Below are 20,330 nucleotides of genomic sequence, written 5' to 3'. Positions count from 1 at the left end.
CATAAGTTACACTTTTGACTGGTCGTTATGCGCCTAATTGATAAAATTTTATTGCTGTCGTTATTCGCTTTATCATTTTTGATGAAGGTATCGGCTGCCCCTATCCCAAGGCTATCGTTAGCCGTTGATCATGCTCCCCCATATAGTCAGATAAGTGAAGAGGGTGATATAACAGGTGCAATAGTTGATATTGCTGAGGCGATTCAAGCACGGGTCCCTTTTAAGATTGAGTTAGTTGCTTGTCCTTTTCCTCGCTGTTTAAAAATGCTTGAGGATGGTGAGGTAAATGCTATGGGCGGACTCATCCGTACCGTAGAGCGTCAAACTCAAATGCATTTTTTAATGCCCCCGTATATGATTTTATCGTCTTCTTTTGTGTTTTACGGTCGTCACGATAGTGAGTTAGCTGTTCAAAACTACGGTGATTTATATGGCAAAAAAGTAGCGGTAATGCGTGGTGCTGCTCACTTTAAGCGTTTTGATCAGGATAAAAAGTTAGAAAAAATTGAAGCATTATCTGAAAAGAATGCAATAGATATGCTTTTAAAAGGCCGAGTCGATTTGGTTGTGGCAGTAGAGGAGACCGCTGAACACTCTATGAGCGTGTTAAATCAACCAATAAATAAATTAAAAAAAATGTCTTATCGTTATGATGATGTTATATATGGTTATTTTGTATTAAGTCGTCAATTTAAAAATACCCCTTTAGCCATCGAAATAGAGCATCATATGAAGTTGTTGGCGCAAAGTGGTGAGCTTACTGATCTTGTGGCACCTTATAACTTACCTCCTATTGAACAGCCAACCCTGGGCTTTTATTAACTCCTTCTTCATAGTTTGTTCATTGATGTGTTTGCATACTTGCTGTTATTGAAATAATTAATAGGCAGGATACATCATGACTATAATCAAACCATTAGTAACAGCCACGGCGTTAGCGCTATTACTTACAGGGTGTGAAACCACCAAAACAGGAACTGGCGCTGCAATTGGTGCTGCAACAGGAGCTGTATTGGGCAAAGCCACCGGTGATCATGATGATAAACGTATTTTTATTGGTGCTGCCATTGGTGCTTTAGCGGGTGCTGCGATTGGTGATTATATGGATAAACAAGAAGCGGCCTTTCGCGATGAGCTCGCAGGCTCTGGCGTAGAGGTTATTCGCGAAGGTGATAATCTACGTTTAGTTATGCCATCTAATATCACCTTTGCCACTGATCAATCTTATATTTCATCTGGCTTTCACAACACTTTGGACGCTATCGCTAAAGTAATGAATAAATATGAAAAAACATATTTAAGCATTGAAGGCCACACCGACAGCACAGGGAAAGACAGCTATAATATGACCTTATCGCAGCAGCGTGCGCAAAGCGTTAAGGGCTATTTAGTGAATCAACAAATTTTAGCAGCACGTATCAGTACTCGTGGCTACGGAGAAACGCGCCCTATAGCAGGTAATGATAACGCCAACGGGCGAGCTCAAAACCGTCGCGTCGAAATTCAAATAGTACCTAATACACAAAGTTAATTTACTGATGAAACTTAAAAGCTGAAAGCTATTTGGATCAATATTCATTGCGGAAGAAGAACCGCCCATTACACTTCCTGTTAATAAAAAGCGCATGATGGGTGGTGTGGGGCTGGAGGTTAGAGACCGGTGGCTACGCGATTAGGTGCAAATTTTAATACTGCCCTTTGAGCCACCTTTTAGCTGTGATTTTTTCAAGTTTTCTTCTGTACTTTTTTTGAGAAAACTCTTCTGTATTTCCATTTAGAACATCAAAGATATCTTCTGAAATTAGCGCACTAATAGCATGGATTGCTTCATGTCGATTCAAACCTTGCCTTGTAAGTTTAGCAATAGTTTCAGGTATGAATTCAACCCCCATAGCTAATTGATTTTCAACTAGGACATGGATTGTTGAATGTAAGCTTAAAGCATCATCAGCCATTTCAAGGCCTAACTCTGAGTGAAAATCACGAACCAGTTCAATTCGTATAGCTTCATCGAGTGCTAACCAATGTTTAGAGTTTACTGGTTGCTCAGGATTGTATTTATCCATAGTTGCCTCGAATGCATAAGTTTGTTTTGCACCTAACGAGCCTGTAAAATAACTCGTTTTTAATTTATTTTTCTTGATGGTTTAACCATAGCGGAGTTCATATTTTGATTCAATCGCAATAATTAGGGGCAGGCACATAAAATTTCTGCATATCCTTTTTTACTTACAACTTTTTACCTTCCAGCTTAACCCCCCCCTTTCATCCCTATTAAATTGCAGCTCACACAGCTTTTGATACAGCGGATTGCTTGTTAATAGTTGTTGGTGAGTACCTGTGGCTATAATTTCACCATGTTCCATCACTACGATTACATCAGCATGTTTTACTGTGGCCAAGCGATGGGCAATAATTAGCGTAGTGCGGTTTTGCATTAAGTGTTCTAGTGCAGCTTGAACGTGGTGTTCGCTTTGTGCATCAAGGGCACTGGTAGCTTCATCAAGTAACAGTATTTTGGGGTCTTTTAATATAGCTCGTGCTAATACAATGCGTTGTTTTTGGCCACCAGATAAACGCACACCTTGCTCACCTAAAAAGCTTTCATAACCGTTTGGTAGTTGCGCGATAAACTCATCAGCGTGGGCATGTTTAGCTGCGGCGTAGACTTGTTCGTCAGTCGCATCTGGGTTGCCATAGCGAATATTGTGCATAACATCGGAGCTAAATAAAATGGGATTTTGTGCGACCATACCCATACTGTTGCGCAGCCGATTGAGCGATAGATCTTTTATATCAATTCCGTGGAATTTAATGGCGCCGGTGGCTGGGTCGTAAAAGCGTTGTAGTAGTTCAAATAAAGTTGTTTTACCGGCTCCCGAGGGGCCAACTATCGCCACAGTTTGGCCTTGCTTAATAGTTAGCGATACATTCTTCAGTGCGCTAACATCAGGACGAGATGGGTAGTTAAACGTAATGTTGTTGAGTTCAATTGCCGCAATATCGGGTTTAGGATGTAGCTTTTCATCAAGGGGCTGGTCAGGGTTAACAATTTCGCTTTTGACGGCCAATAACTCCAGTAAGCGTGCTGCAGCACCTGCTGCGCGTTGTAGTTCACCGTATACCTCGGCAACGGTTGCCACTGACATCGCTACCATAATGGCGTAAAACACAAATGCGCCTAACTCACCACCGCTCATCGTACCTGCAAGTACATCACTGCCGCCAACCCATAGCATTACACTAATAGCGCTGAAAGTTAAAAATATCACTGCGGCGATTAAAAATGAACGCTGCTTAATACGGCTTTTAGCAACGGCAAAGGCTTTCTCGGTTTCTAAGGCGAACGCGTGTTGTTCTCGTTGTTCGTGGCTATAACTTTGCACCACTTTAATATTTTGAATGATCTCACCGGCGTACGTGCTTATATCAGCAATCGCATCTTGGCTAGAGCTGGCTAATTTACGCACCTTTTTACCAAACACCATCATTGGCACTAACACCAAAGGTACACAGGCAACCACGACTAAAGTGAGCTTTAAATTAGTAAATAACAGCATGGCTAGGCCACCAACCAGCATGAGGGCGCTTCGTAGTGCCATTGAAAATGACGAACCAATAATTGATTGCAGCAAGGTGGTGTCGGTTGTTAAGCGTGACATTAGCTCGCCACTGCGGTTTTCTTCAAAGTAGCTAGGGTGCAAAGTCACTATGCGGTTAAACACCGCTTTGCGAATGTCGTTACTAACGCGCTCCCCAATCCACGACATTAAATAAAAGCGGCTAAAGGTGCCAATGGCTAATAGGCTGATCAGCCCTATTAGCACTAAAACAGCCTGCTTTAATTGCTCTTGTGAGCCTGCAATAAAGCCGTGGTCGATTACAAATTTAACTCCTTGGCCAAGAGATAAATTAACTCCCGCGGTAACGAGCAACGCCATAAGCGCCGAAAAAACTACCCATTTATAAGGTTTAATAAACTGAAAAATCGGAATTAAACTACTAAAAGCAGCCTTGTCTTTTTGCTCGGTTTTGCTATTACTCATGCTGGATTCTTTTATGTGAATAGGGTATAGATATGGTTACTTTAATCATAATTTCAATAACCAATTAAAATAACAAATAAGGGACTAGTATGGTAACTCATAACGTAACGGGTCAATTCAATGTAAAACTTAATCCAATTGAGGGCTACGCCAAAGGGATTGACGGCGTAAATTTAGGGCGTATGTCGATTGATAAAACATTTACCGGCGATCTTGATGCAACGAGTACAGGTGAAATGCTTAGCGCAATGACCACGACTCAAGGCAGTGCTGGTTATGTGGCAATTGAACAAGTTGTTGGGTTGCTTGTTGGCAAGCAGGGCAGTTTTGTATTGCAACACTTTGGTACGATGGATAAAGGCCAAGATTCATTAATTTTAAATGTAGTCCCCGACTCTGGTAGTAATGAACTAGCAGGTCTTAGCGGTAAAATGGTGATTCGTATTGAAAGTGGCGTACATTTTTATGATTTTGAATTTCAGTTATAAAAGGTGAAAAAGTGGTTGTGCAAAAAATAATTGAATTTAAAAAGACCCGTTTTTTTGGTGGAATAGATACAGAAGCCCTTAATCAGCGAATATACAAACTAAACCTAGATGGTTGGAAAGTGGTAAATGTAGGGCCAATTACAAATTTTTTTGGTCAAGTTTCCGGTTATGTATTACTTATTGAAAATGATGAGCCGTAAATGTCGCTCGTATTTTGATAAGTTAAGTATTTAATTATAAGGTGTTTTATGTCTGATTTTACTTTAAAAAGCGCATCGTTCGATCCAAAAATTAAATCTTATTGGTTAGTGTTCGCTTTATGTGTAAGCACATTAGGAATTGTTACTATTCCTTTAATTCCCGTCATTGTCTTAATAGTGTGGCTAGTTAGTAGCAGTATTTTAGCCGCAATGTCAGCGGAACTACTTGAGCGCAAGTTAGTCGTTAAACGCGGGATATTTTTTAAAGAAGAAAAATCGATTCCGCTTGAAAAAATAACCGACGTTGGATTAAGCCAAGGTCCACTGATGCGATTGTTTGGTTTATATAGGTTAAGTTTTGAAACCGCAGGGCAGTCAAGCCAAGGTGCATTAGTCTCATTACTAGGAGTGGTTGATGCCAGCGAGTTTCGCGAAGCAATTTTAGCCCAAAAAGATAACCTAGCTGGGGCACAGCCAACGAAAGCTAAAAGTGATGAGCCACAAAACCAAGTGGAGTTACTGCGTGCACTGACTTACAGCGTGAAGAACATTGAACAAATGCTAGTGACGCTGATGGATGAGAAGAAGTAATAACTGACTTATCTATTATCTGCACTTAAATATGGCAACCATAAGTTTTGATAGCATGCGTAAATTTTAGATTTACTTTGTTCAAATGGGCTACCTAAGGAGATTACTCCATTTTTATCCTGAAAGGTCAACATGACTTAATGTAAATTTATAACTCAAAAGTTGTTTAAGTTGGGTTTCGTTGTACTCAACCCAACCCAACTTAAATAACAATTAAAACACTTGGCAAACTTGCTCTGCGTTACAGGTGATCACAGTAACATTTTTGTAGCCAACTCGTGTTAGCGCTTCTGCACCTAGGGTTGCGCGCGCGCCGCTGGCACAGTGTAAATAAATTGGCCGTGCTGGGTCTTTTTCAATTTCCATTAATTTCATTTCGAGTAAACCACGGGGGATATTAATTGCACCGATGGCTGCTTTTGTCGCATGCTCAGCAGGTTCACGTACGTCAATTAATAAGCCGTGATTATCTGCCAGTTCTAGCTTGGCTTGCTCTGCATCAATACGGCGTTGATTTGGAGTGATTATTTTCATTAGATCTGGAATTGAAGTAAGCATTAGTCTGTAAATCCTCGTTTGCGAAAAAAATTTATAAGTGGGCACCACTTAGTAAACGCTGTTTGGATCAGGTTTACGCCTATCAATAGTGTTAACAACATAAACCGACTATCTACAAAGTAGCTCAAAAGCACAGAAATTGTCACCATTGATCCTGCAAGTAGTAAGATCCCATCACTTATTTTCATTATGACCTCTGCATTTAATATTAGTGTTTTCTAATGTTAAATTATATTAGAACTTACTAATGTAAAAGTCTATACTTAAAACATATTTTATTATCGGTTATTAAAATGAATATTGAGCAGCTAGCAAGCAATGCTGAACAAGCCGAGCAGTTTTTAAAATTAATGGCGAACAAAAATCGTCTAATGGTTTTATGCAGCTTGTTACAAGGTGAGTTAAGTGTAGGGCAGTTAAATGAACGTGTACCATTGGCACAATCTGCATTGTCTCAGCATTTAGCGAGTTTAAGAAAAGCAAATTTAGTAGCAACACGTCGTGATGGGCATACTATTTATTATTATTTGATCGACCCTAAAGTTGAGTCGATCATTGGGCTGTTGTATCAATGGTTTTGTGTAACCGATAATAACGCTAAATAAATGTGGCTATTTCATCGAGAGATTTTTTCACAAGTGCGTGGTTCGGCACAGTGGCATCTTCACTTGGGTAACCAGCAATGAGCAGCATATAGGGGCGTTCGTTGTCTTTATCTCGGCCACAAATATCGGTTAAAAAGCTCATTGGCTTAGGGGTATGAGTTAGCGTTGCAAGGCCTGCTCTGTGTAGTGCTTGAATTAAAAAGCCGGTTGCCAGTCCTACAGATTCATGTACATAGTAGTTCGTGTTTTTATCATCAGTACTTAAGCCGCCTTTCTTTTGGCTAAATACCGCAATAAGCCAAGGGGCATGCTCTAGGTAGGGTTTACTAGCATCAGTACCTAATGGTTTTAGTGCATCTAGCCATTCCTCGCCAGCACGGCCTTCATAGAATGAACGTTCTAGTTTTTCAGCTGCTTCACGAATTTGTTTTTTTATATCACTTGAGTGAATAGCAACAAAATGCCAAGGCTGGTGGTTTGCGCCACTTGGCGCCGTGCCTGCTGCCTTGATACAGGTTTCGATAATTTCTTTAGGCACAGGGCGATCGCTAAAGCTGCGAATACTATGGCGGCGCTGGCTGGTGGTTAAAAATTCTGTGGCGCGCTCCAGCATTTGATCATGTGGGTATTCGGTAAAGTCGGTTAGAGGGATGCTTGCATGATCTTTCATAATGATCCTTTATTGTTGTTTATTTGCAAAATGTTTCAAGAGTGTTTCAGTGTTTACACTTGTTTGCAAATGAAACTTTAATGTTAATTGTCCCTAATTCTATTCAGTGTTATAAACATGGCAACAATTAAAAAGTAAAGGACATATAAATGCTTAAAATATCGGAACTATCTAAAACCTATGACAATGGTGTACATGCCTTGCAAGGTGTTAATTTAACAATACCTAAAGGGATGTTTGGTTTACTGGGTCCAAATGGGGCTGGTAAATCTTCACTTATGCGTACAATTGCAACGTTGCAATCAGCAGACAGCGGCAGCATAGAGTTTGATGGGGTTGATGTTTTAGCACAGCCTAAAAACTTGCGTGAGCGTTTAGGTTATTTACCACAAGACTTTGGTGTTTATCAGCGTGTTAGTGCTTATGACTTACTTGATCATATGGCTATTTTAAAAGGCTTAAACAACAAAGCTGAACGTAAAGAGGCCGTTGAAGGGTTGTTAGCGCAAACTAATTTATATGACCACAGAAAAAATGCGGTGAGTGGTTTTTCGGGGGGGATGCGTCAGCGTTTTGGTATTGCACAAGCTTTATTAGGCGATCCTGATTTATTGATTGTTGATGAACCAACGGCAGGACTTGATCCTGAAGAGCGCAATCGTTTTCATAATTTATTGGTTGGTTTAGGTGAAAGTAAAGTAGTGATCTTATCAACGCACATAGTTGAAGATGTATCTGAGCTTTGCCCGAATATGGCTGTGTTAGCAAGTGGACAAATTTTACTAGAAGGTAATCCAATTGAGCTGACTAATACGCTACAGGGCAAAATATGGCACAAGTCGATGAGCCAAGCTGAAGCTGTCGAACTCGAACAGTCGTTACCTGTGATCGCGAAACGTTTGTTTGCAGGAAAAACATTACTTAGTGTATTTGCTGACGACGCCCCGCAAGGTTTTGAGTCAAAACCAGCTGATTTAGAAGACGTCTATTTTTCAACATTGCATAAACATCGCAATAAAGCAGCATAAGGATACTGATTATGTTGTTTAACATGGTACGATTTGAGCTGCGCTATTTTATGCGTCAGCCCTCATTCTATATTACGTCACTTATTTTGTTTTTCCTTACTTTTATGGCGTCGGTGTCTGACTCGGTGCAAATAGGTGGAAGCAGCAATGTAAATATAAATTCTCCTTACGCAATTTTGCAAGTTATCGCGATTATGTCGGTGTTTGCTATTTTTTTAGTGGTCAACTTTGTAGGTAGCTCCGCTATTCGTGATGACGTGAGTAAGCTCAACGAGTTAGTCTTGAGTAAGCCATTAAATATCGCTCAGTATAGAGCGGGTCGATTTATCGGGGCTTATTTGGTCACGCTATTAGTGTTTTCAACTACTATGTTGGGTGTGTGGGTTGGCAGCGGTTTTGGTAGCTTAATGGGCTGGTTAGATAGTGAAATGGTTGGTGAAAATAAACTAAGTTATTATTTAGTGCCTTTCTTTTATATTGCTGTTCCTTCTTTATTTGTTATCTCGTCATTAATCAATGCTGTTGCAATGCGCTTTCGCAGCATGGTGACGCTCTATCTAGTCGCCGTTGCCTTACTTATTAGTTATTTGGTTGGATCGAATATCTTCTCTGATATTCAATATCGCGAAATCTCAGCTTATTTAGATATGTTTGGTATGTCTGCAATGAGAATGCAAATGGAATATTGGACAATAGCACAGCGCAATGTGATGGAAATTACATTAACTGATCAGCTATTACACAATAGGTTAATTTGGGTCGGTATTGCCTTGGTGGCATTAGTAACTGCAGCGCTCAATACATCCCATCACTTAGTGCAAAAGCAAAAAGTGAAAGGCAAAGCTAATAAGGATAATAATACCAATTCTGCAGCCGCTCTTAGTTTTAATATAAAGGCAAAGGCGACGGGAAGTAATGCATGGTCACAGTTTTCTACGCGAACTGTTTTTGAAGTCAAACAAGTTATAAAAAGCTATTCGTTTGGTATTTTACTTATTTTATCTTTAGCGACATTAATTCCTGCGTTAGTAGGTTCAATGGGTGCATACGGAACGGATGTTTGGCCTGTCACCTTTAGAATGGTTGAGCTTATTCAAGGTAGCTTTGGCATATTGATGATGATTGTACTCGTTTATTATTGTGGTGAACTTGTATGGCATGATCGTGAATCACGAATGGCCGAAATTGTTGACGCTTACCCCGTTGCGAATTGGGTGTTCTGGGGCTCTAAATATGTAGCGTTGAGTGCAGTTTTATTATTGTTATGCGCATTTGGTTCTGTGGTGACATTGTTTTATCAAATGATCATGGGCATGGCGAACTTTGATATTGCACAGTATGTAATAAGGCTCGGTTATTTATTTGTACTTGTGCTTGTTTTCCAAGGTGGCTTTGCTTTTTTATTACAGGTAATTAGCCCTAATAAATACGTAGGTATGGGTTTGTATGTGCTTTACTTTATCGCTACTTTGGTGATGAGTAACTATGGTTTTGAGCATAACATGTTTGCTATTGGTAGCACGCCAGATGCGCCTTATTCAGATATCAATGGTTATGGCCATTTTTTAACTGCTGTACATTGGTACAATTTGTACTGGTTAGGTTTTAGTATGATCATTGCCGCACTTAGCTATGCACTTTGGCCGCGTGGGGCTGGGCAAGATTTAAAAGCGCGGGTTAAGTTATTAGGCTATCAGCTTGGCAACTCGGGTAAAGTGGTTATGGTATGTGGAACACTTATTTTTGTTGGTACGGGTAGCTATATTTACTACAACACAAAGGTGCTTAACCCATTTATAACCAGTGATCAGTATGAAGACTTGCAAGAGCAATATGAGCGTGAGTTTGGTCAATTTGTTGATGCAGCCGTGCCTATTCCAACTGATGTTGTTGTTACTGCAAATATCTATCCTCAAGAGCGCCGTATTACAGCAACCGTGGTAATGCAGGTAGAGAATAAATCGCAACAACCTATTACGCGATTATTGGTAAATAAGCCTGATCATACTCATAACTGGAGTGTTGAAGTTGATGGCGGGCAACTAGGCGAGTTGAACGAACTTTACCGTCATGCTTGGTTGGATTTTGCACAGCCAATGCAACCAAACGAAAGCCGTGAAATTGTGATGAGCGTAGAGCGTTATACTAAAGGGTTTGTAGATAGAGGCAGTGATGAACGACTTGTGTATAACGGTACATTCATTGATAACACGGCTTTGTTCCCAAGTTTTGGTTATTCCTTTGGTAAGCAAATACAAGATAAAAATGAGCGTCGTCAAAGAGGTTTACCAGAATTAAAGCGTGGCAATAAAATTGAAGAAACGCAGTATCACAACCAACCTTTGTTTGCGGATAATTATGTAAGTTTTGCAGCAACAATTACCACCGATGAGTCGCAAATTGCGATGGTGCCAGGTTACTTGCAATCACAAAGTACTAAAGACGGTCGCACAACTTTTGTATATGAAATGGATGCACCTATGTTGCATTTCTATAATTTGCTATCGATGGAACTTGAGGTCAAAAAAGAGCTACATAATGGCGTAAACATAGAGGTGTACCATCATAAAGATCATGCTTGGAATGTAGATACGATGATTCAATCTACCAAAGATTCTTTAGATTATTTTTCCAAAGAGTTTGGCCCCTATCAGCATAAGCAAATGCGTATTATTGAGTTTCCTCGCTATCGTAGTTTTGCACAGAGTTTTGCTAATACAGTACCGTATTCTGAAAATATGGGGTTTATTACCGATACGCGTGATCCAGATAATATTAATTTTCCTTACTATGTAACATCGCATGAATTGGCGCACCAGTGGTGGGCGCATCAGGTGATAGGCGCGAACGTTGAGGGCTCTAATATTTTATCTGAAATGCTATCGCAATATGCAGCGATCATGGTGATGAAAGAAAAGTATGGTGAAAACAATCTGCGTAAATTCTTAAAGTACGAACTTGATCGCTACTTATTCGGGCGCACGACAGAACCTTATGAGGAACGTACACTTGCACGCGCCGCAGGGCAGCAATATATCCACTATAACAAAGGTGCCGTGGTAATGATGGCCATACATGATTTGTTAGGTGAGCAGCGCGTAAATGCCGCTTTGCGAGCATTTTTACAAGATTACCAATATGCGCAAGAACGTTACCCAACCACGTTAGACTTTATTGCCTATCTAAAGCGAGGAACGAGTGAGCAAGAGCGGGCATTTATTGAAGATCAGTTTAATGCCATTACGTTATATGATTTAAAAATCAGTGATGTTGATGTACAAGAGGCTGAATCAGCAGGTGAGGAGCACACCATTACATTGACCATTTCTGCAGCGAAGAAACATGCCGATGGTGAAGGTAATGAAGTGGATGTCCCGCTTATACAAATGATAGATGTTGCTTTATTTAGCGCAGATCCTAATGAGATACATGACACAGATACTGTTATCTATATGCAAAAACATGAGATTAAAACGGGTGAAAACACCCTTATATTAAAAGTAACTGAGTTGCCTAAATATGCCGGAGTAGACCCATTTATCAAATTAATAGATAAGAAAAGCGGAGATAACATCAAAGCATTATAAATACAAAAGGCCTCCCAGGAGGCCTTTCTCTTAGGTGTGGGAGCCTATACCAAACTACCTCAATATGCAGGCTTCAGCGTTTCACCGGGGCTTAATATCAAGGCGTTACTTTATAATAATGGTAGTCCCTTTTTAAAAGTAATCTCTTTTAAAAAAGTAATCCCGCAGAGAGTAAGTACGTGTGAATTGCCCAACGACGCTCACATCGTGAGGTGGTTTGGGTATTTAAATCGAGCATGAGTAATCTCTAGTTTACATTATGGGAATGTTAAGCTTTTTTGATTGTTATTAAATCATTGTGTTAGCTAAATATTAGGCTATATTAATTTTATAGTGTGACTTTAAAGTAGTGCAGTTAGCAGTAGTCAAGCTTGTAAAATATACAGAATACCTGTTCACCTCTCCTAAGAGTGAAATCGAAGCCGCATTTACTGCGGCTTTTCTGTTTCTCTAAATTGCGTCAATTCAACAGTCAACCAGTCGTTAGCTGTCAGCTTAGTGCCATCAGTTAGGGTAACTGTGTAGACCTTACCGCTCCATGAGCTTTTACTGGCTAAGTTTTCGATAAAATCATCCGCTGTTTTTGCGTACCGCTGTGCTTTTTTGTATTTCATGGCTAGGTGGTCTGCTGCCTCTTGGCTGGTGTGCTTATCACCATTTCGGATAAAAACAGCATTACTTTTTGCGATGAAGCTAATTAGGTGTTCAACTTCTTGTTCAGGGGTTGCTGCAAAACTTAAATGGCTAAACATTATTAAAATGCAGGCAAAAGGCGCGAGTGTGTTTTTGATTAATTGTTTCATCGTTCATCTCGTTCATGTATTGAAGTGGTTTGGGTATAACAATTTAAATAACGCATGATTATGTAAGTATGGTGCGTTAGGTTCATGATATTGGCAAAAGTTCAGTCCAATAATGAGCAGCCCTAAAGCTTACAGGAGTCTACATTTTTACAACAGTTTCTTACTTATTTTACAGTAAAGGCGAATGTATAATGATGACTTTCCAAACCAACACACAAGGACAAGGCCATGAAGGCTTTTCTAACTACATTATTATTGCTGATACTCTCTGGGTGCTCAGCAGTTACGATTCAGCCACAAAAGATGGCAAAAGTAAGTACCTCGCCAACATATCAAGATAGTCGCCCATTTTTTATGTGGGGACTGGTTGGTGATCAACGTGTTGATGTAAAAAAAGTATGTGGTGAGCAAGCTGTTGTACAGATGCAGTCGCAGCAAACTTTTACAGATGGGGCACTGGGGTTAGTTACCTTGGGCATCTATTCACCTCATACAATTAAAGTGTGGTGTGATGAACAGAAAAACAAAGGAGCGGGGATATGAAAAATATAGCACAATTAATGCTGGGTGTAGCATTTATAGCACTGACGGGTTGTACTAACATCCATTTTGATAACGGTCAGTATGATGACTTGGCTACCAATCATAAAAGTGAGCAATGGCATCATAACTTTGCAGCTGCACTTTATGAAGGATCAGATACTGTTGATTTATCAGATGTTTGCCCTGATTCGCAATGGCAAAGTGTACATACCTATAAATCATTTTCCAATGGCGTGGCTGAGCTCGTTGTGAATGAAGTAGGCCCTGCTTGGTACCCTAAAACAGTAGAAGTAAGCTGCGCTAAGGTACCTTATAAAGTGCAATGATCATTCGTAGCGTAATGCATCTATTGGGTTTAGCCTTGCAGCTTTTATCGCGGGGGCTAATCCAAACACGATCCCAATTAACGAAGTAAAACCGAACGACAGCATAACGGCCCAAGCCGGTATATACGCATCCGGCATACTGGGCATTGATAATGAGATCAATGTTGCAGCCCCATAACCAATAGCAAGACCAATTAAACCACCAAATAACGACAATACTACAGCTTCAACTAAAAACTGGAGCATAATAAACCCTGGGGTTGCGCCAAGTGCTTTGAGTGTACCAATAACACGCGTGCGCTCTGTTACTGATACTAGCATAATATTCATAACACCAATGCCGCCAACAATGAGACTAATCCCGACTATCCCAGCTGTTATAGCGGTGGCACTGCCTGTAAATTTATCAACATTCGCGCGGGCTTTTTCAGCGGTTTCAAATTCAAAGTCATTTTCATCATCATCTTTAAGTTTGTGTAATTGACGTAAAATTCGAGTGATTTTGGCCAGTACCAACTCTTCATCGCTGCCTTCTTTAAGCCTAAACATTATTTGTACATTACTACTGCTGTTCGCGCCTTCTAGTGCGCTCATTGTACTGATAGGAATATTTATATAATCATCTTGATCAAAGCCTAGCAAGCTGCCTTGTTTTTCGGCTACACCGATAATTCTAAACCATTCACCACCGAGCTTAATATACTCGCCAACAGGGTTCTCTGGTAAATTAAGTTTTTCGATGATGGAGGGGCCAATAAAAGCGACGCGACGGCGTTTTTCATCGTCTTCCGCACGAATGAAACGACCAAGTTCAGGGAACGTTCTATAGGCTTTTTGATAATCTTGCTCTGTTCCCATAACACGTGATGAGTGGCTTTTGTTACCATATTCAGCACCACCAGAAAAGCGCCAAGTAAACATTAAAGCGGTAAATGTTTCAGCTTCCTTTACTCGGGCTTTTAAGGTTAAAAAGTCTGTGTAAGTTAGCTTGGCGTTTTTGCCAACCATTTCTTGTTCAATACTGGTAAATGGCTTAATAGAAGTTACATCTGGTGCCATGTCGGCTAATTGATCGTTAATCTGTTTGGTAAAACCCTGCATAACAGCAACCACAGTTATAACTGCGGCCACCCCAATGATGATCCCTAAGCAGGTTAAGGCACTGCGCATTGCGTTGGCCTTAATGGCCATTAATGCAGCTTTAGTGCCTTCTATGATAGCAATGGCGGATTTAAACATTTTGTTTTTCTCCCGTACCTTTGCGTACATCGCTGACAACTTTACCATCGACTAAGCGAATGACACGTTGGCAGTGATCAGCAATCTCTTGTTCGTGAGTTACCAATATAATGGTATGGCCTTCGTTATGTAGCTCATCGAATAAAGCCATAATCTCGGTGGTGGTTTTACTATCTAGGTTGCCAGTTGGTTCATCGCCAAGCAAAATATGTGGCTTAGTCACTAAGGCACGGGCAATGGCAACACGTTGGCGCTGGCCACCCGAAAGCTGGTTTGATAGGTGATTTACTTTATCGCCAAGGCCTACTCGTTGTAATGCTTCGAGTGCTTTTTCTTTACGTTGCTTAGCAGGAATAAACCGATAAACCAAAGGTTGCATAACATTTTCGAGTGCGGACGCACGAGGCAACAGATTGAAGCTTTGAAAAATAAAGCCCACACTTTCATTGCGCTGATGAGCAAGTTCGGTTTCAGTCATGCTTTTTACGAGCTTATCTTTTAAAAAGTAGTCACCGCTGGTTGGTGTATCTAAACAGCCAAGTAAGTTCATTAGCGTTGATTTGCCAGAACCCGAAGGGCCAATAATAGCAACGTATTCGTTTTCTTCAATTACAACGTTTACATCATCAAGGGCCTTAAATATTTGATCACCCATTTTGTATTGCTTGTTAATGTACTCAAGCTTAATGACCGCAGACATTATTTAGCATCCTTGGCGATAGATTGTTTAATTTTTACTGTATCGTTTTCTTTTAACTTACTAACAGGGCGAGCAGGGCCAATCACTATACGCTGACCTTTATCCAAACCACTAGTGACCGCTTGTTCAATATCAGATGAAATACCAACTTTTACGTACGTTTTAGTAACGGTGTTGTCATCATTTAAGCGCCACACAAAATATTTGTCATCTTCTTTTTGTATTGCTTCAATAGGTAGTTTTAAGCCATCAACCGCGATACTTGTCGCAATTTCAGCGCGACAGCTCATACCTGCATATAATTGTCGATCAGTGTTATCCAGCAATACTTTTACTCTGAATGAGAGCCCTTGCGAACCAACTTGGTTTTTAGCCGAAGTACCAATGTTAATGACTTTGCCAGTAAAAGGTTGATTTGGGTAAGCGGCTGCGTATATATCAGTATGTTGGTCGAGTTTAATACCAGCAATATCGGTTTCATCAACTCTTAACTCAGCTAAAATAGCACTAGGATCAGCAACAAGCATAAGATCTGAGCCAATAATATTGGTTGTACCAGCAATCACAGTTTCGCCTTCTTTAATATTTACTGAGGCTAACAAACCGCTCATTGGGGCACGAAATACACTTTTACTGAGTCTATCTTCAGCAATAGATAGTGAAGCTTTAGCTTGATTATAGGCCTCACCTCGCGCTTCAATGTCTATTTTTGCAAGATCTCTTGCGTTTTTCAGATTTTCATACACTTCTTGACCAGCGAGGCCTACATCATAAAGCTCTTTTTGACGCTTTAATTGGCGTTCAATATTCAGCAGGCGAGTTTTACTGTGTTTAATCTCTATTTCGCTGGCACGTAAAACAGCTTTGTTACGTGTTACTTCTGATTCAAATGCGGTGGTATCAAGGCGCATTAGAATATCGCCTTGTTGTACACTCTGTCCTTCCTCAACAAATACTTTGTCTACACGGCCTGTTACCTCAGAGCGCAGCTGTACTTGCGTGTTAAAAACCAAGTTACCAGAGGCCATAATAGAATCTGCAATACTGCCTTGTTCCACGGTTGCAATGTTAACCTCGGCTAGATCTTCATTGCCGGTGATTTGCTTAGATACAATAAGAGCAATAAAAGCGCTGATCGCAAGGGTAACTATAATTGCTTTTTTCATTTTACTTCCTGTTAATACGCAATAGGCAGGCTATTACACCTGCCTTTATTTTTATACTAGAGAGATGATCGCCCAAATACCAAATATGATTACATTTGGTAAAGCAGCAAACAAAATAGCTTTATTCAAACTAAAATTAGTCCAGCACTTTAAACCAATGGCTGCCAGTGCAATGCCCCAAACAGTAAATATACTAATGGCTTCTGTTAGCGAATAGAGAGAGTGACCAAGTGGTAGCCCTAAAATCAATTGATTAATCGAAGCGTAGTTAAAAATACTCATTGAAAGCTGATCCGTACTGGCTGTAAGTACTAAAGCTAATATACCCAAGCTTGAGATAACTGCTGGCATCATGGTCCAAACACCAAAACCATACCAAGCCCCATAGCTATGCTGAGCATCTGGATCTTGTTTGGAAACTAATAAATAGTAGCCGGCAATGAGCGCATTCATGATGATTATGGCAAAAAGGCCACCGCCAATTGCAAACCATACTTGGCTATCAATACTTTGCTCCATACTTTGGCGGATCATTTTTTGCTCACCAATCGTGGCATCAATACTGGCTGCGGCTACTTGCTCTTCTAGAATAAACTGTGAGTCCGCATTGGTATAAAATACGTATGTACTAATAGCAAGTGCTGTAGCTATTAATGTAAAGGCAAGCCAAGACCAGCCTTTTGCGTCTTTTAAGCCATTAAAGGTTTTGCTTGGGCTGATAAAAATATCAACACATGCAGATAGGGCGTTTGATGAGCTCATTGTTATTATTCCTTTATTAATCATTTATAGGTACAAATATTATTGCTATTAATACCTTATTAAGAGGGTAGAATAAAGCATAACTCATGTGTGATGAGAGTTAAATTGTAACGGCTTATTAACACAGGCTTAACGGCAAGGAAGTAAGCAATAACAGTAAGGTAAATTATGACTAACACAGAACGAAAAATAGATGAATTGGTACTTGGTTTTTGGCGGTTATTAGATTGGAAAATCTCTGCGCAGCAATGCTTAAGCTTTCTAGAGCAAGCTATAGATGCAGGTGTAAAGCACACTGATCATGCTGATATTTATGGCGAGTATGGCTGTGAAGCGCAGTTTGGTAAGGCGTTGTTATTAAAGCCAAGCATTCGTGATGATATTAAAATTATTACCAAGTGCGGTATTAAGCCCGCATTTCCAAGCTTGGGGTTGGCGGGTCAGGCAAACCATTATGATTCAAGTGCGCGGCATATTATAGCTTCAGCGCAGCAATCCCTTAAGCATTTTAATACAGATCGTTTAGATGTATTACTTATTCATCGTCCCGATTATTTAATGAATGCCGACGAAATGGCCAAAGCATTTACTACCCTAAAGCAAAGTGGCGATGTGTTGGAATTTGGCGTATCTAACTTTACGCCATCGCAATTAAGCTTATTACAATCACGCTTGGATTTTGAACTAGTCACTAATCAAATTGAGTTTTCACCCTATGAAATGAAAGCGCTGGATGATGGCAGTTTGGATCAATGCCAGCTACTTGATATCAAGCCTATGTGTTGGTCACCATTAGCAGGCGGGCGCATCTTTGCGGATAGCGATGATAAAGCCATTCGCTTGCGCCACGTACTTGAGCAAGTTGGCAGAGAAATTGGTGCAAGTTCAATAGATCAAGTTGTTTATGCGTGGTTATTAATGCATCCAAGCTCACCATCAGTGGTACTGGGCACGGGCAATATCAAACGTGTTGAGTCTGCGGTTGCAGCTAAACAATTAAAACTCAGCCGTGAGCAATGGTATCGGATTTGGCAAGGTTCAACAGGGCATAGTGTGCCGTGAGCATCGCTCACGATGCGTGCTATTTATTCCATCGCAAGAGTTAATTGGCTAGGGTCTTCAGTTGCAATATATAAAGCTTTTAATTTTTTATCGCCATTCTCTGTTTCAGTAAATTCCTGAAAAGAATAGCTTTTTGAAAAACTAGAAATAGTATCAATAGATTTTTGATTACTGCTTTGTGTGTAAGTAAGTTCTAACGCGCAAACCTTTCCTGCACACTCTAGGTCTTGCTGTAAAATGGTAACGTCTTTTAATTCATTTATAATAAATTCGTTTAGCTTATCTTTACGGATCTGGGCAACTTCAGAGTATTCAATATCAGACATGCGTTGCAGCAATAGTGAAGTATCATTTTTAAATACGTCATCTAATGCTTTTTTTGAAACAAATTCTTGGCCATCTTTGGTAGAGACAAACTCATCAGAGAAAACGTTATGGCTTGAAATAGGCGGTTTAGATATCGCTGTCACTTTTTGCTCTATAATTTTGTGTTGATTGACTTCGGCATGAGAAGCTTTATTTAATAGAGTTTTTTTCTCAATTTTGGGCTTAGCATCCTCATTACTTAGGCTGGTTTCATCAGTTGGTTGTGTGTCGTTTAGTGGAAGTTTTGAGGGCTGCCCAGTGCTTAAAATACCAATACCTAAAATGGAGACGATACCAAGAGCAATTAAAATTTTATAATTCATTTTACTATCCTTAGAAAAGAAAGGTATATGCCTTTCTAAATAACCCTTAATTTTACTTTATAACGCAAGTGATACGACCGCCATCAGAGCAAGAGTAGCTAACAGTGTTGCCATCATGCACAACGGTCATACTACCTGACGTGCAGCCACATGTCATGCTTGCATAACTTAATGAGCTCATTGTAATTAGAGTAAGCGCTAAAATAGAGGAAACTTTCTTTGACAAATTCATAATAATCCTTAATAGTGATTTGGAGTTTAAATGTTATCATATTGTTTTTTTTGTAAATATTCTTTTTGCTGGCTGGTTCATATAAAAAAAAGGGCCTTGCGGCCCTTAGTGTTGCAGCAAGTAACACATTCTTTTTTATAAATTAAAATCGACAGAGTAAGCAACGTAAGCTTTTAAATCTGAGCCATCGATATCGTTATCAGACAGGCCAAGTGTAAAGCCATCTTTAGAGATTGAAATACCGTAGTCGATGATGTTGTCATCGCCTATAAAGTCACCTGAGTAATGGCCAACATGCAATGCCATTTCAGTCCCGTTACTACCAATAGCGAAGCCATAATCAGCGGTTAGGTATAAAGAGTCACCGAAGTCAGATCCATCACCACTTGCCGCGGACGTTGCCAAAATAGATGCACCAAAGCTGAAACCGCCCATGCTGAGGCTACCGTAAATTTCAGAAAAATCAGCGTCAGCAGATGATGCCGCATCAGGGTATGCGTAATAAATATAACCGACGTCATAACTGATATTTTCGTTAATATCGCCACCAAAGCCTGCATAAAAATCAAGTTCATAGGTCATTTCATCGGCCCAAGATGCATTGGATACCCAAGTACCTGCGTAAAAACCAGACTCGTTTACATAATCAATACCACCAGATATTGCAGCATCACCATTAGTTTGCTCTTGTCCACGCCATAAGTAGTTTGAAGTTGCTGCTACGTTAGCTGTTACTTCTGCATAAGCTGTTGTTGATGTTGTTCCCATTAATGCAAGCGCGCTTATAGCAATCACTGTTTTTAGTCTAATCATGTTTGGTATCCTGTTGTTATGCTGATTTATTGACTCGTAATTATTTTAGTTGGTTGCAGCCTATTAATTGGCGAGCCCTTTTTAGTTGTCTAATAAGATATTAGCAGTGCTTGTGCCAAGTTGAATTGAAATTGCACATTTATATTTTTATCACTTTAAAAACAAAGAGGTGAATTTTTAGAGGGAAGAGGGTGGGTTGTATTAGGTAAGTATTACGCACTT

Annotated in this window: 24 protein-coding genes; 11 read left to right on the top strand and 13 right to left on the bottom strand. The window is 40.0% G+C overall.

From position 1 onward, the window contains the following. The first annotated feature begins 27 nt into the window (after positions 1 to 27). Together A7967_RS17930 and A7967_RS17925 are read left to right on the top strand one after the other, a co-directional pair. Positions 28 to 822, top strand: a complete 795-nt coding sequence (locus tag A7967_RS17930; protein ID WP_231659096.1) for a substrate-binding periplasmic protein — start codon at positions 28 to 30, stop codon at positions 820 to 822. Positions 823 to 898: 76 nt separating this feature from the next. Beyond that, complete coding sequence (locus A7967_RS17925) at positions 899 to 1,531, top strand: YiaD family glycine zipper/OmpA-like lipoprotein (RefSeq protein WP_054206391.1); 633 nt, start codon at positions 899 to 901, stop codon at positions 1,529 to 1,531. 154 nt (positions 1,532 to 1,685) lie between these two features. Here the strand turns inward: A7967_RS17925 and A7967_RS17920 are convergent, their stop codons facing one another. Together A7967_RS17920 and A7967_RS17915 are read right to left on the bottom strand one after the other, a co-directional pair. Beyond that, positions 1,686 to 2,066 carry a hypothetical protein gene (locus tag A7967_RS17920; protein WP_054206392.1) on the bottom strand — a complete coding sequence of 127 codons (381 nt, stop codon included), beginning with the start codon at positions 2,064 to 2,066 and terminating at the stop codon, positions 1,686 to 1,688. Between the two features lie 159 nt (positions 2,067 to 2,225). Beyond that, positions 2,226 to 4,046 carry an ABC transporter transmembrane domain-containing protein gene (locus tag A7967_RS17915; protein WP_064435944.1) on the bottom strand — a complete coding sequence of 607 codons (1,821 nt, stop codon included), beginning with the start codon at positions 4,044 to 4,046 and terminating at the stop codon, positions 2,226 to 2,228. Positions 4,047 to 4,135: 89 nt separating this feature from the next. On the opposite strand from A7967_RS17915, the gene A7967_RS17910 reads away from it, so the two are divergent. From A7967_RS17910 to A7967_RS17900, 3 genes are read left to right on the top strand one after another with little or no spacing between them, the layout of a single operon-like run. Then, on the top strand, positions 4,136 to 4,534 hold the full coding sequence (locus tag A7967_RS17910) for a DUF3224 domain-containing protein (RefSeq protein WP_054206394.1): 399 nt from the start codon (positions 4,136 to 4,138) through the stop codon (positions 4,532 to 4,534). Between the two features lie 11 nt (positions 4,535 to 4,545). Beyond that, positions 4,546 to 4,734 carry a hypothetical protein gene (locus A7967_RS17905; RefSeq protein ID WP_231659098.1) on the top strand — a complete coding sequence of 63 codons (189 nt, stop codon included), beginning with the start codon at positions 4,546 to 4,548 and terminating at the stop codon, positions 4,732 to 4,734. 48 nt (positions 4,735 to 4,782) lie between these two features. After that, positions 4,783 to 5,325 carry a PH domain-containing protein gene (locus tag A7967_RS17900; RefSeq protein ID WP_054206395.1) on the top strand — a complete coding sequence of 181 codons (543 nt, stop codon included), beginning with the start codon at positions 4,783 to 4,785 and terminating at the stop codon, positions 5,323 to 5,325. A gap of 213 nt (positions 5,326 to 5,538) precedes the next feature. On the opposite strand, the gene A7967_RS17895 is transcribed toward A7967_RS17900, so the two are convergent. Beyond that, on the bottom strand, positions 5,539 to 5,883 hold the full coding sequence (locus tag A7967_RS17895) for a rhodanese-like domain-containing protein (protein ID WP_054206396.1): 345 nt from the start codon (positions 5,881 to 5,883) through the stop codon (positions 5,539 to 5,541). Then, positions 5,883 to 6,071 (bottom strand): YgaP family membrane protein, encoded by a 189-nt coding sequence (locus tag A7967_RS22545; protein ID WP_082355714.1) that lies wholly within the window; start codon positions 6,069 to 6,071, stop codon positions 5,883 to 5,885. The genes A7967_RS17895 and A7967_RS22545 overlap by 1 nt, the downstream gene beginning before the upstream one ends. 105 nt (positions 6,072 to 6,176) lie before the next feature. Between A7967_RS22545 and A7967_RS17890 the strand changes: the two genes are divergently transcribed. Next, positions 6,177 to 6,488 carry an ArsR/SmtB family transcription factor gene (locus tag A7967_RS17890; protein WP_054206397.1) on the top strand — a complete coding sequence of 104 codons (312 nt, stop codon included), beginning with the start codon at positions 6,177 to 6,179 and terminating at the stop codon, positions 6,486 to 6,488. Here the strand turns inward: A7967_RS17890 and A7967_RS17885 are convergent. After that, entirely contained in the window at positions 6,481 to 7,158 is a 678-nt protein-coding gene (locus A7967_RS17885; RefSeq protein WP_054206398.1) for a nitroreductase family protein, read from the bottom strand. The two genes, A7967_RS17890 and A7967_RS17885, sit on opposite strands and share 8 nt — an antisense overlap. Before the next feature lie 149 nt (positions 7,159 to 7,307). Here A7967_RS17885 and A7967_RS17880 point away from each other — a divergent pair, with 149 nt between their 5' ends. Both A7967_RS17880 and A7967_RS17875 read left to right on the top strand, forming a co-directional pair. Continuing rightward, entirely contained in the window at positions 7,308 to 8,186 is an 879-nt protein-coding gene (locus A7967_RS17880; protein ID WP_054206399.1) for an ABC transporter ATP-binding protein, read from the top strand. Positions 8,187 to 8,197: 11 nt separating this feature from the next. Then, positions 8,198 to 11,773, top strand: coding sequence for an ABC transporter permease/M1 family aminopeptidase (locus tag A7967_RS17875; protein ID WP_054206400.1), 3,576 nt, complete (start codon positions 8,198 to 8,200; stop codon positions 11,771 to 11,773). Positions 11,774 to 12,201: 428 nt separating this feature from the next. Here the strand turns inward: A7967_RS17875 and A7967_RS17870 are convergent, their stop codons facing one another. Beyond that, complete coding sequence (locus A7967_RS17870; RefSeq protein WP_054206401.1) at positions 12,202 to 12,576, bottom strand: DUF5329 family protein; 375 nt, start codon at positions 12,574 to 12,576, stop codon at positions 12,202 to 12,204. Positions 12,577 to 12,804: 228 nt separating this feature from the next. Here A7967_RS17870 and A7967_RS17865 point away from each other — a divergent pair, with 228 nt between their 5' ends. Continuing rightward, positions 12,805 to 13,119: a Bor family protein gene (locus tag A7967_RS17865; RefSeq protein ID WP_054206402.1), complete on the top strand. Its 315-nt coding sequence runs from the start codon at positions 12,805 to 12,807 to the stop codon at positions 13,117 to 13,119. Then, the gene (locus A7967_RS17860) at positions 13,116 to 13,445 is read left to right on the top strand and encodes a Bor/Iss family lipoprotein (RefSeq protein WP_054206403.1); all 330 of its coding nucleotides are present in this window, start codon (positions 13,116 to 13,118) and stop codon (positions 13,443 to 13,445) included. Before A7967_RS17865 ends, A7967_RS17860 begins: the two co-directional genes overlap by 4 nt. Here the strand turns inward: A7967_RS17860 and A7967_RS17855 are convergent, their stop codons facing one another. The 4 genes from A7967_RS17855 to A7967_RS17840 are packed head-to-tail and all read right to left on the bottom strand — an operon-like array spanning position 13,446 to position 17,312. Beyond that, the gene (locus tag A7967_RS17855) at positions 13,446 to 14,684 is read right to left on the bottom strand and encodes an ABC transporter permease (RefSeq protein WP_054206404.1); all 1,239 of its coding nucleotides are present in this window, start codon (positions 14,682 to 14,684) and stop codon (positions 13,446 to 13,448) included. Beyond that, the gene (locus tag A7967_RS17850; protein WP_054206405.1) at positions 14,677 to 15,384 is read right to left on the bottom strand and encodes an ABC transporter ATP-binding protein; all 708 of its coding nucleotides are present in this window, start codon (positions 15,382 to 15,384) and stop codon (positions 14,677 to 14,679) included. The genes A7967_RS17855 and A7967_RS17850 overlap by 8 nt, the downstream gene beginning before the upstream one ends. After that, on the bottom strand, positions 15,384 to 16,550 hold the full coding sequence (locus tag A7967_RS17845; protein ID WP_054206406.1) for an efflux RND transporter periplasmic adaptor subunit: 1,167 nt from the start codon (positions 16,548 to 16,550) through the stop codon (positions 15,384 to 15,386). The genes A7967_RS17850 and A7967_RS17845 overlap by 1 nt, the downstream gene beginning before the upstream one ends. A 51-nt stretch (positions 16,551 to 16,601) precedes the next feature. Further along, the gene (locus tag A7967_RS17840) at positions 16,602 to 17,312 is read right to left on the bottom strand and encodes a YIP1 family protein (protein WP_054206407.1); all 711 of its coding nucleotides are present in this window, start codon (positions 17,310 to 17,312) and stop codon (positions 16,602 to 16,604) included. Between the two features lie 168 nt (positions 17,313 to 17,480). Between A7967_RS17840 and A7967_RS17835 the strand changes: the two genes are divergently transcribed. Continuing rightward, positions 17,481 to 18,374, top strand: coding sequence for an aldo/keto reductase (locus tag A7967_RS17835; protein ID WP_054206408.1), 894 nt, complete (start codon positions 17,481 to 17,483; stop codon positions 18,372 to 18,374). Positions 18,375 to 18,397: 23 nt separating this feature from the next. Here the strand turns inward: A7967_RS17835 and A7967_RS17830 are convergent, their stop codons facing one another. The 3 genes from A7967_RS17830 to A7967_RS17820 form a co-directional block, all read right to left on the bottom strand. Continuing rightward, a complete protein-coding gene (locus A7967_RS17830; RefSeq protein ID WP_054206409.1) occupies positions 18,398 to 19,063 on the bottom strand; it encodes a hypothetical protein in 666 nt (221 codons plus the stop codon). Between the two features lie 52 nt (positions 19,064 to 19,115). Then, entirely contained in the window at positions 19,116 to 19,295 is a 180-nt protein-coding gene (locus A7967_RS23050; protein ID WP_157601512.1) for a hypothetical protein, read from the bottom strand. A 135-nt stretch (positions 19,296 to 19,430) separates the two neighbouring features. Next, complete coding sequence (locus A7967_RS17820; protein WP_054206411.1) at positions 19,431 to 20,108, bottom strand: TorF family putative porin; 678 nt, start codon at positions 20,106 to 20,108, stop codon at positions 19,431 to 19,433. Positions 20,109 to 20,330: the final 222 nt, after the last annotated feature.

Source organism: Pseudoalteromonas neustonica (genome assembly GCF_001653135.1).
GTDB classification, from domain to species: domain Bacteria; phylum Pseudomonadota; class Gammaproteobacteria; order Enterobacterales; family Alteromonadaceae; genus Pseudoalteromonas; species Pseudoalteromonas neustonica.
Note: the sequence above shows the minus strand (reverse complement) of the source record. Positions and strands in the feature narration are given on the sequence as shown.

What these genes read in the sequence shown, in the direction of transcription:
- A7967_RS17930 (WP_231659096.1), top strand. Translation starts at nt 28, where the DNA reads ATGCGCCTAATTGATAAAATTTTATTGCTGTCGTTATTCGCTTTATCA.
- A7967_RS17925 (WP_054206391.1), top strand. Translation starts at nt 899, where the DNA reads ATGACTATAATCAAACCATTAGTAACAGCCACGGCGTTAGCGCTATTA.
- A7967_RS17920 (WP_054206392.1), bottom strand. Translation starts at nt 2,066, where the DNA reads ATGGATAAATACAATCCTGAGCAACCAGTAAACTCTAAACATTGGTTA.
- A7967_RS17915 (WP_064435944.1), bottom strand. Translation starts at nt 4,046, where the DNA reads ATGAGTAATAGCAAAACCGAGCAAAAAGACAAGGCTGCTTTTAGTAGT.
- A7967_RS17910 (WP_054206394.1), top strand. Translation starts at nt 4,136, where the DNA reads ATGGTAACTCATAACGTAACGGGTCAATTCAATGTAAAACTTAATCCA.
- A7967_RS17900 (WP_054206395.1), top strand. Translation starts at nt 4,783, where the DNA reads ATGTCTGATTTTACTTTAAAAAGCGCATCGTTCGATCCAAAAATTAAA.
- A7967_RS17895 (WP_054206396.1), bottom strand. Translation starts at nt 5,883, where the DNA reads ATGCTTACTTCAATTCCAGATCTAATGAAAATAATCACTCCAAATCAA.
- A7967_RS22545 (WP_082355714.1), bottom strand. Translation starts at nt 6,071, where the DNA reads ATGAAAATAAGTGATGGGATCTTACTACTTGCAGGATCAATGGTGACA.
- A7967_RS17890 (WP_054206397.1), top strand. Translation starts at nt 6,177, where the DNA reads ATGAATATTGAGCAGCTAGCAAGCAATGCTGAACAAGCCGAGCAGTTT.
- A7967_RS17885 (WP_054206398.1), bottom strand. Translation starts at nt 7,158, where the DNA reads ATGAAAGATCATGCAAGCATCCCTCTAACCGACTTTACCGAATACCCA.
- A7967_RS17880 (WP_054206399.1), top strand. Translation starts at nt 7,308, where the DNA reads ATGCTTAAAATATCGGAACTATCTAAAACCTATGACAATGGTGTACAT.
- A7967_RS17875 (WP_054206400.1), top strand. Translation starts at nt 8,198, where the DNA reads ATGTTGTTTAACATGGTACGATTTGAGCTGCGCTATTTTATGCGTCAG.
- A7967_RS17870 (WP_054206401.1), bottom strand. Translation starts at nt 12,576, where the DNA reads ATGAAACAATTAATCAAAAACACACTCGCGCCTTTTGCCTGCATTTTA.
- A7967_RS17865 (WP_054206402.1), top strand. Translation starts at nt 12,805, where the DNA reads ATGAAGGCTTTTCTAACTACATTATTATTGCTGATACTCTCTGGGTGC.
- A7967_RS17860 (WP_054206403.1), top strand. Translation starts at nt 13,116, where the DNA reads ATGAAAAATATAGCACAATTAATGCTGGGTGTAGCATTTATAGCACTG.
- A7967_RS17855 (WP_054206404.1), bottom strand. Translation starts at nt 14,684, where the DNA reads ATGTTTAAATCCGCCATTGCTATCATAGAAGGCACTAAAGCTGCATTA.
- A7967_RS17850 (WP_054206405.1), bottom strand. Translation starts at nt 15,384, where the DNA reads ATGTCTGCGGTCATTAAGCTTGAGTACATTAACAAGCAATACAAAATG.
- A7967_RS17845 (WP_054206406.1), bottom strand. Translation starts at nt 16,550, where the DNA reads ATGAAAAAAGCAATTATAGTTACCCTTGCGATCAGCGCTTTTATTGCT.
- A7967_RS17840 (WP_054206407.1), bottom strand. Translation starts at nt 17,312, where the DNA reads ATGAGCTCATCAAACGCCCTATCTGCATGTGTTGATATTTTTATCAGC.
- A7967_RS17835 (WP_054206408.1), top strand. Translation starts at nt 17,481, where the DNA reads ATGACTAACACAGAACGAAAAATAGATGAATTGGTACTTGGTTTTTGG.
- A7967_RS17830 (WP_054206409.1), bottom strand. Translation starts at nt 19,063, where the DNA reads ATGAATTATAAAATTTTAATTGCTCTTGGTATCGTCTCCATTTTAGGT.
- A7967_RS23050 (WP_157601512.1), bottom strand. Translation starts at nt 19,295, where the DNA reads ATGAATTTGTCAAAGAAAGTTTCCTCTATTTTAGCGCTTACTCTAATT.
- A7967_RS17820 (WP_054206411.1), bottom strand. Translation starts at nt 20,108, where the DNA reads ATGATTAGACTAAAAACAGTGATTGCTATAAGCGCGCTTGCATTAATG.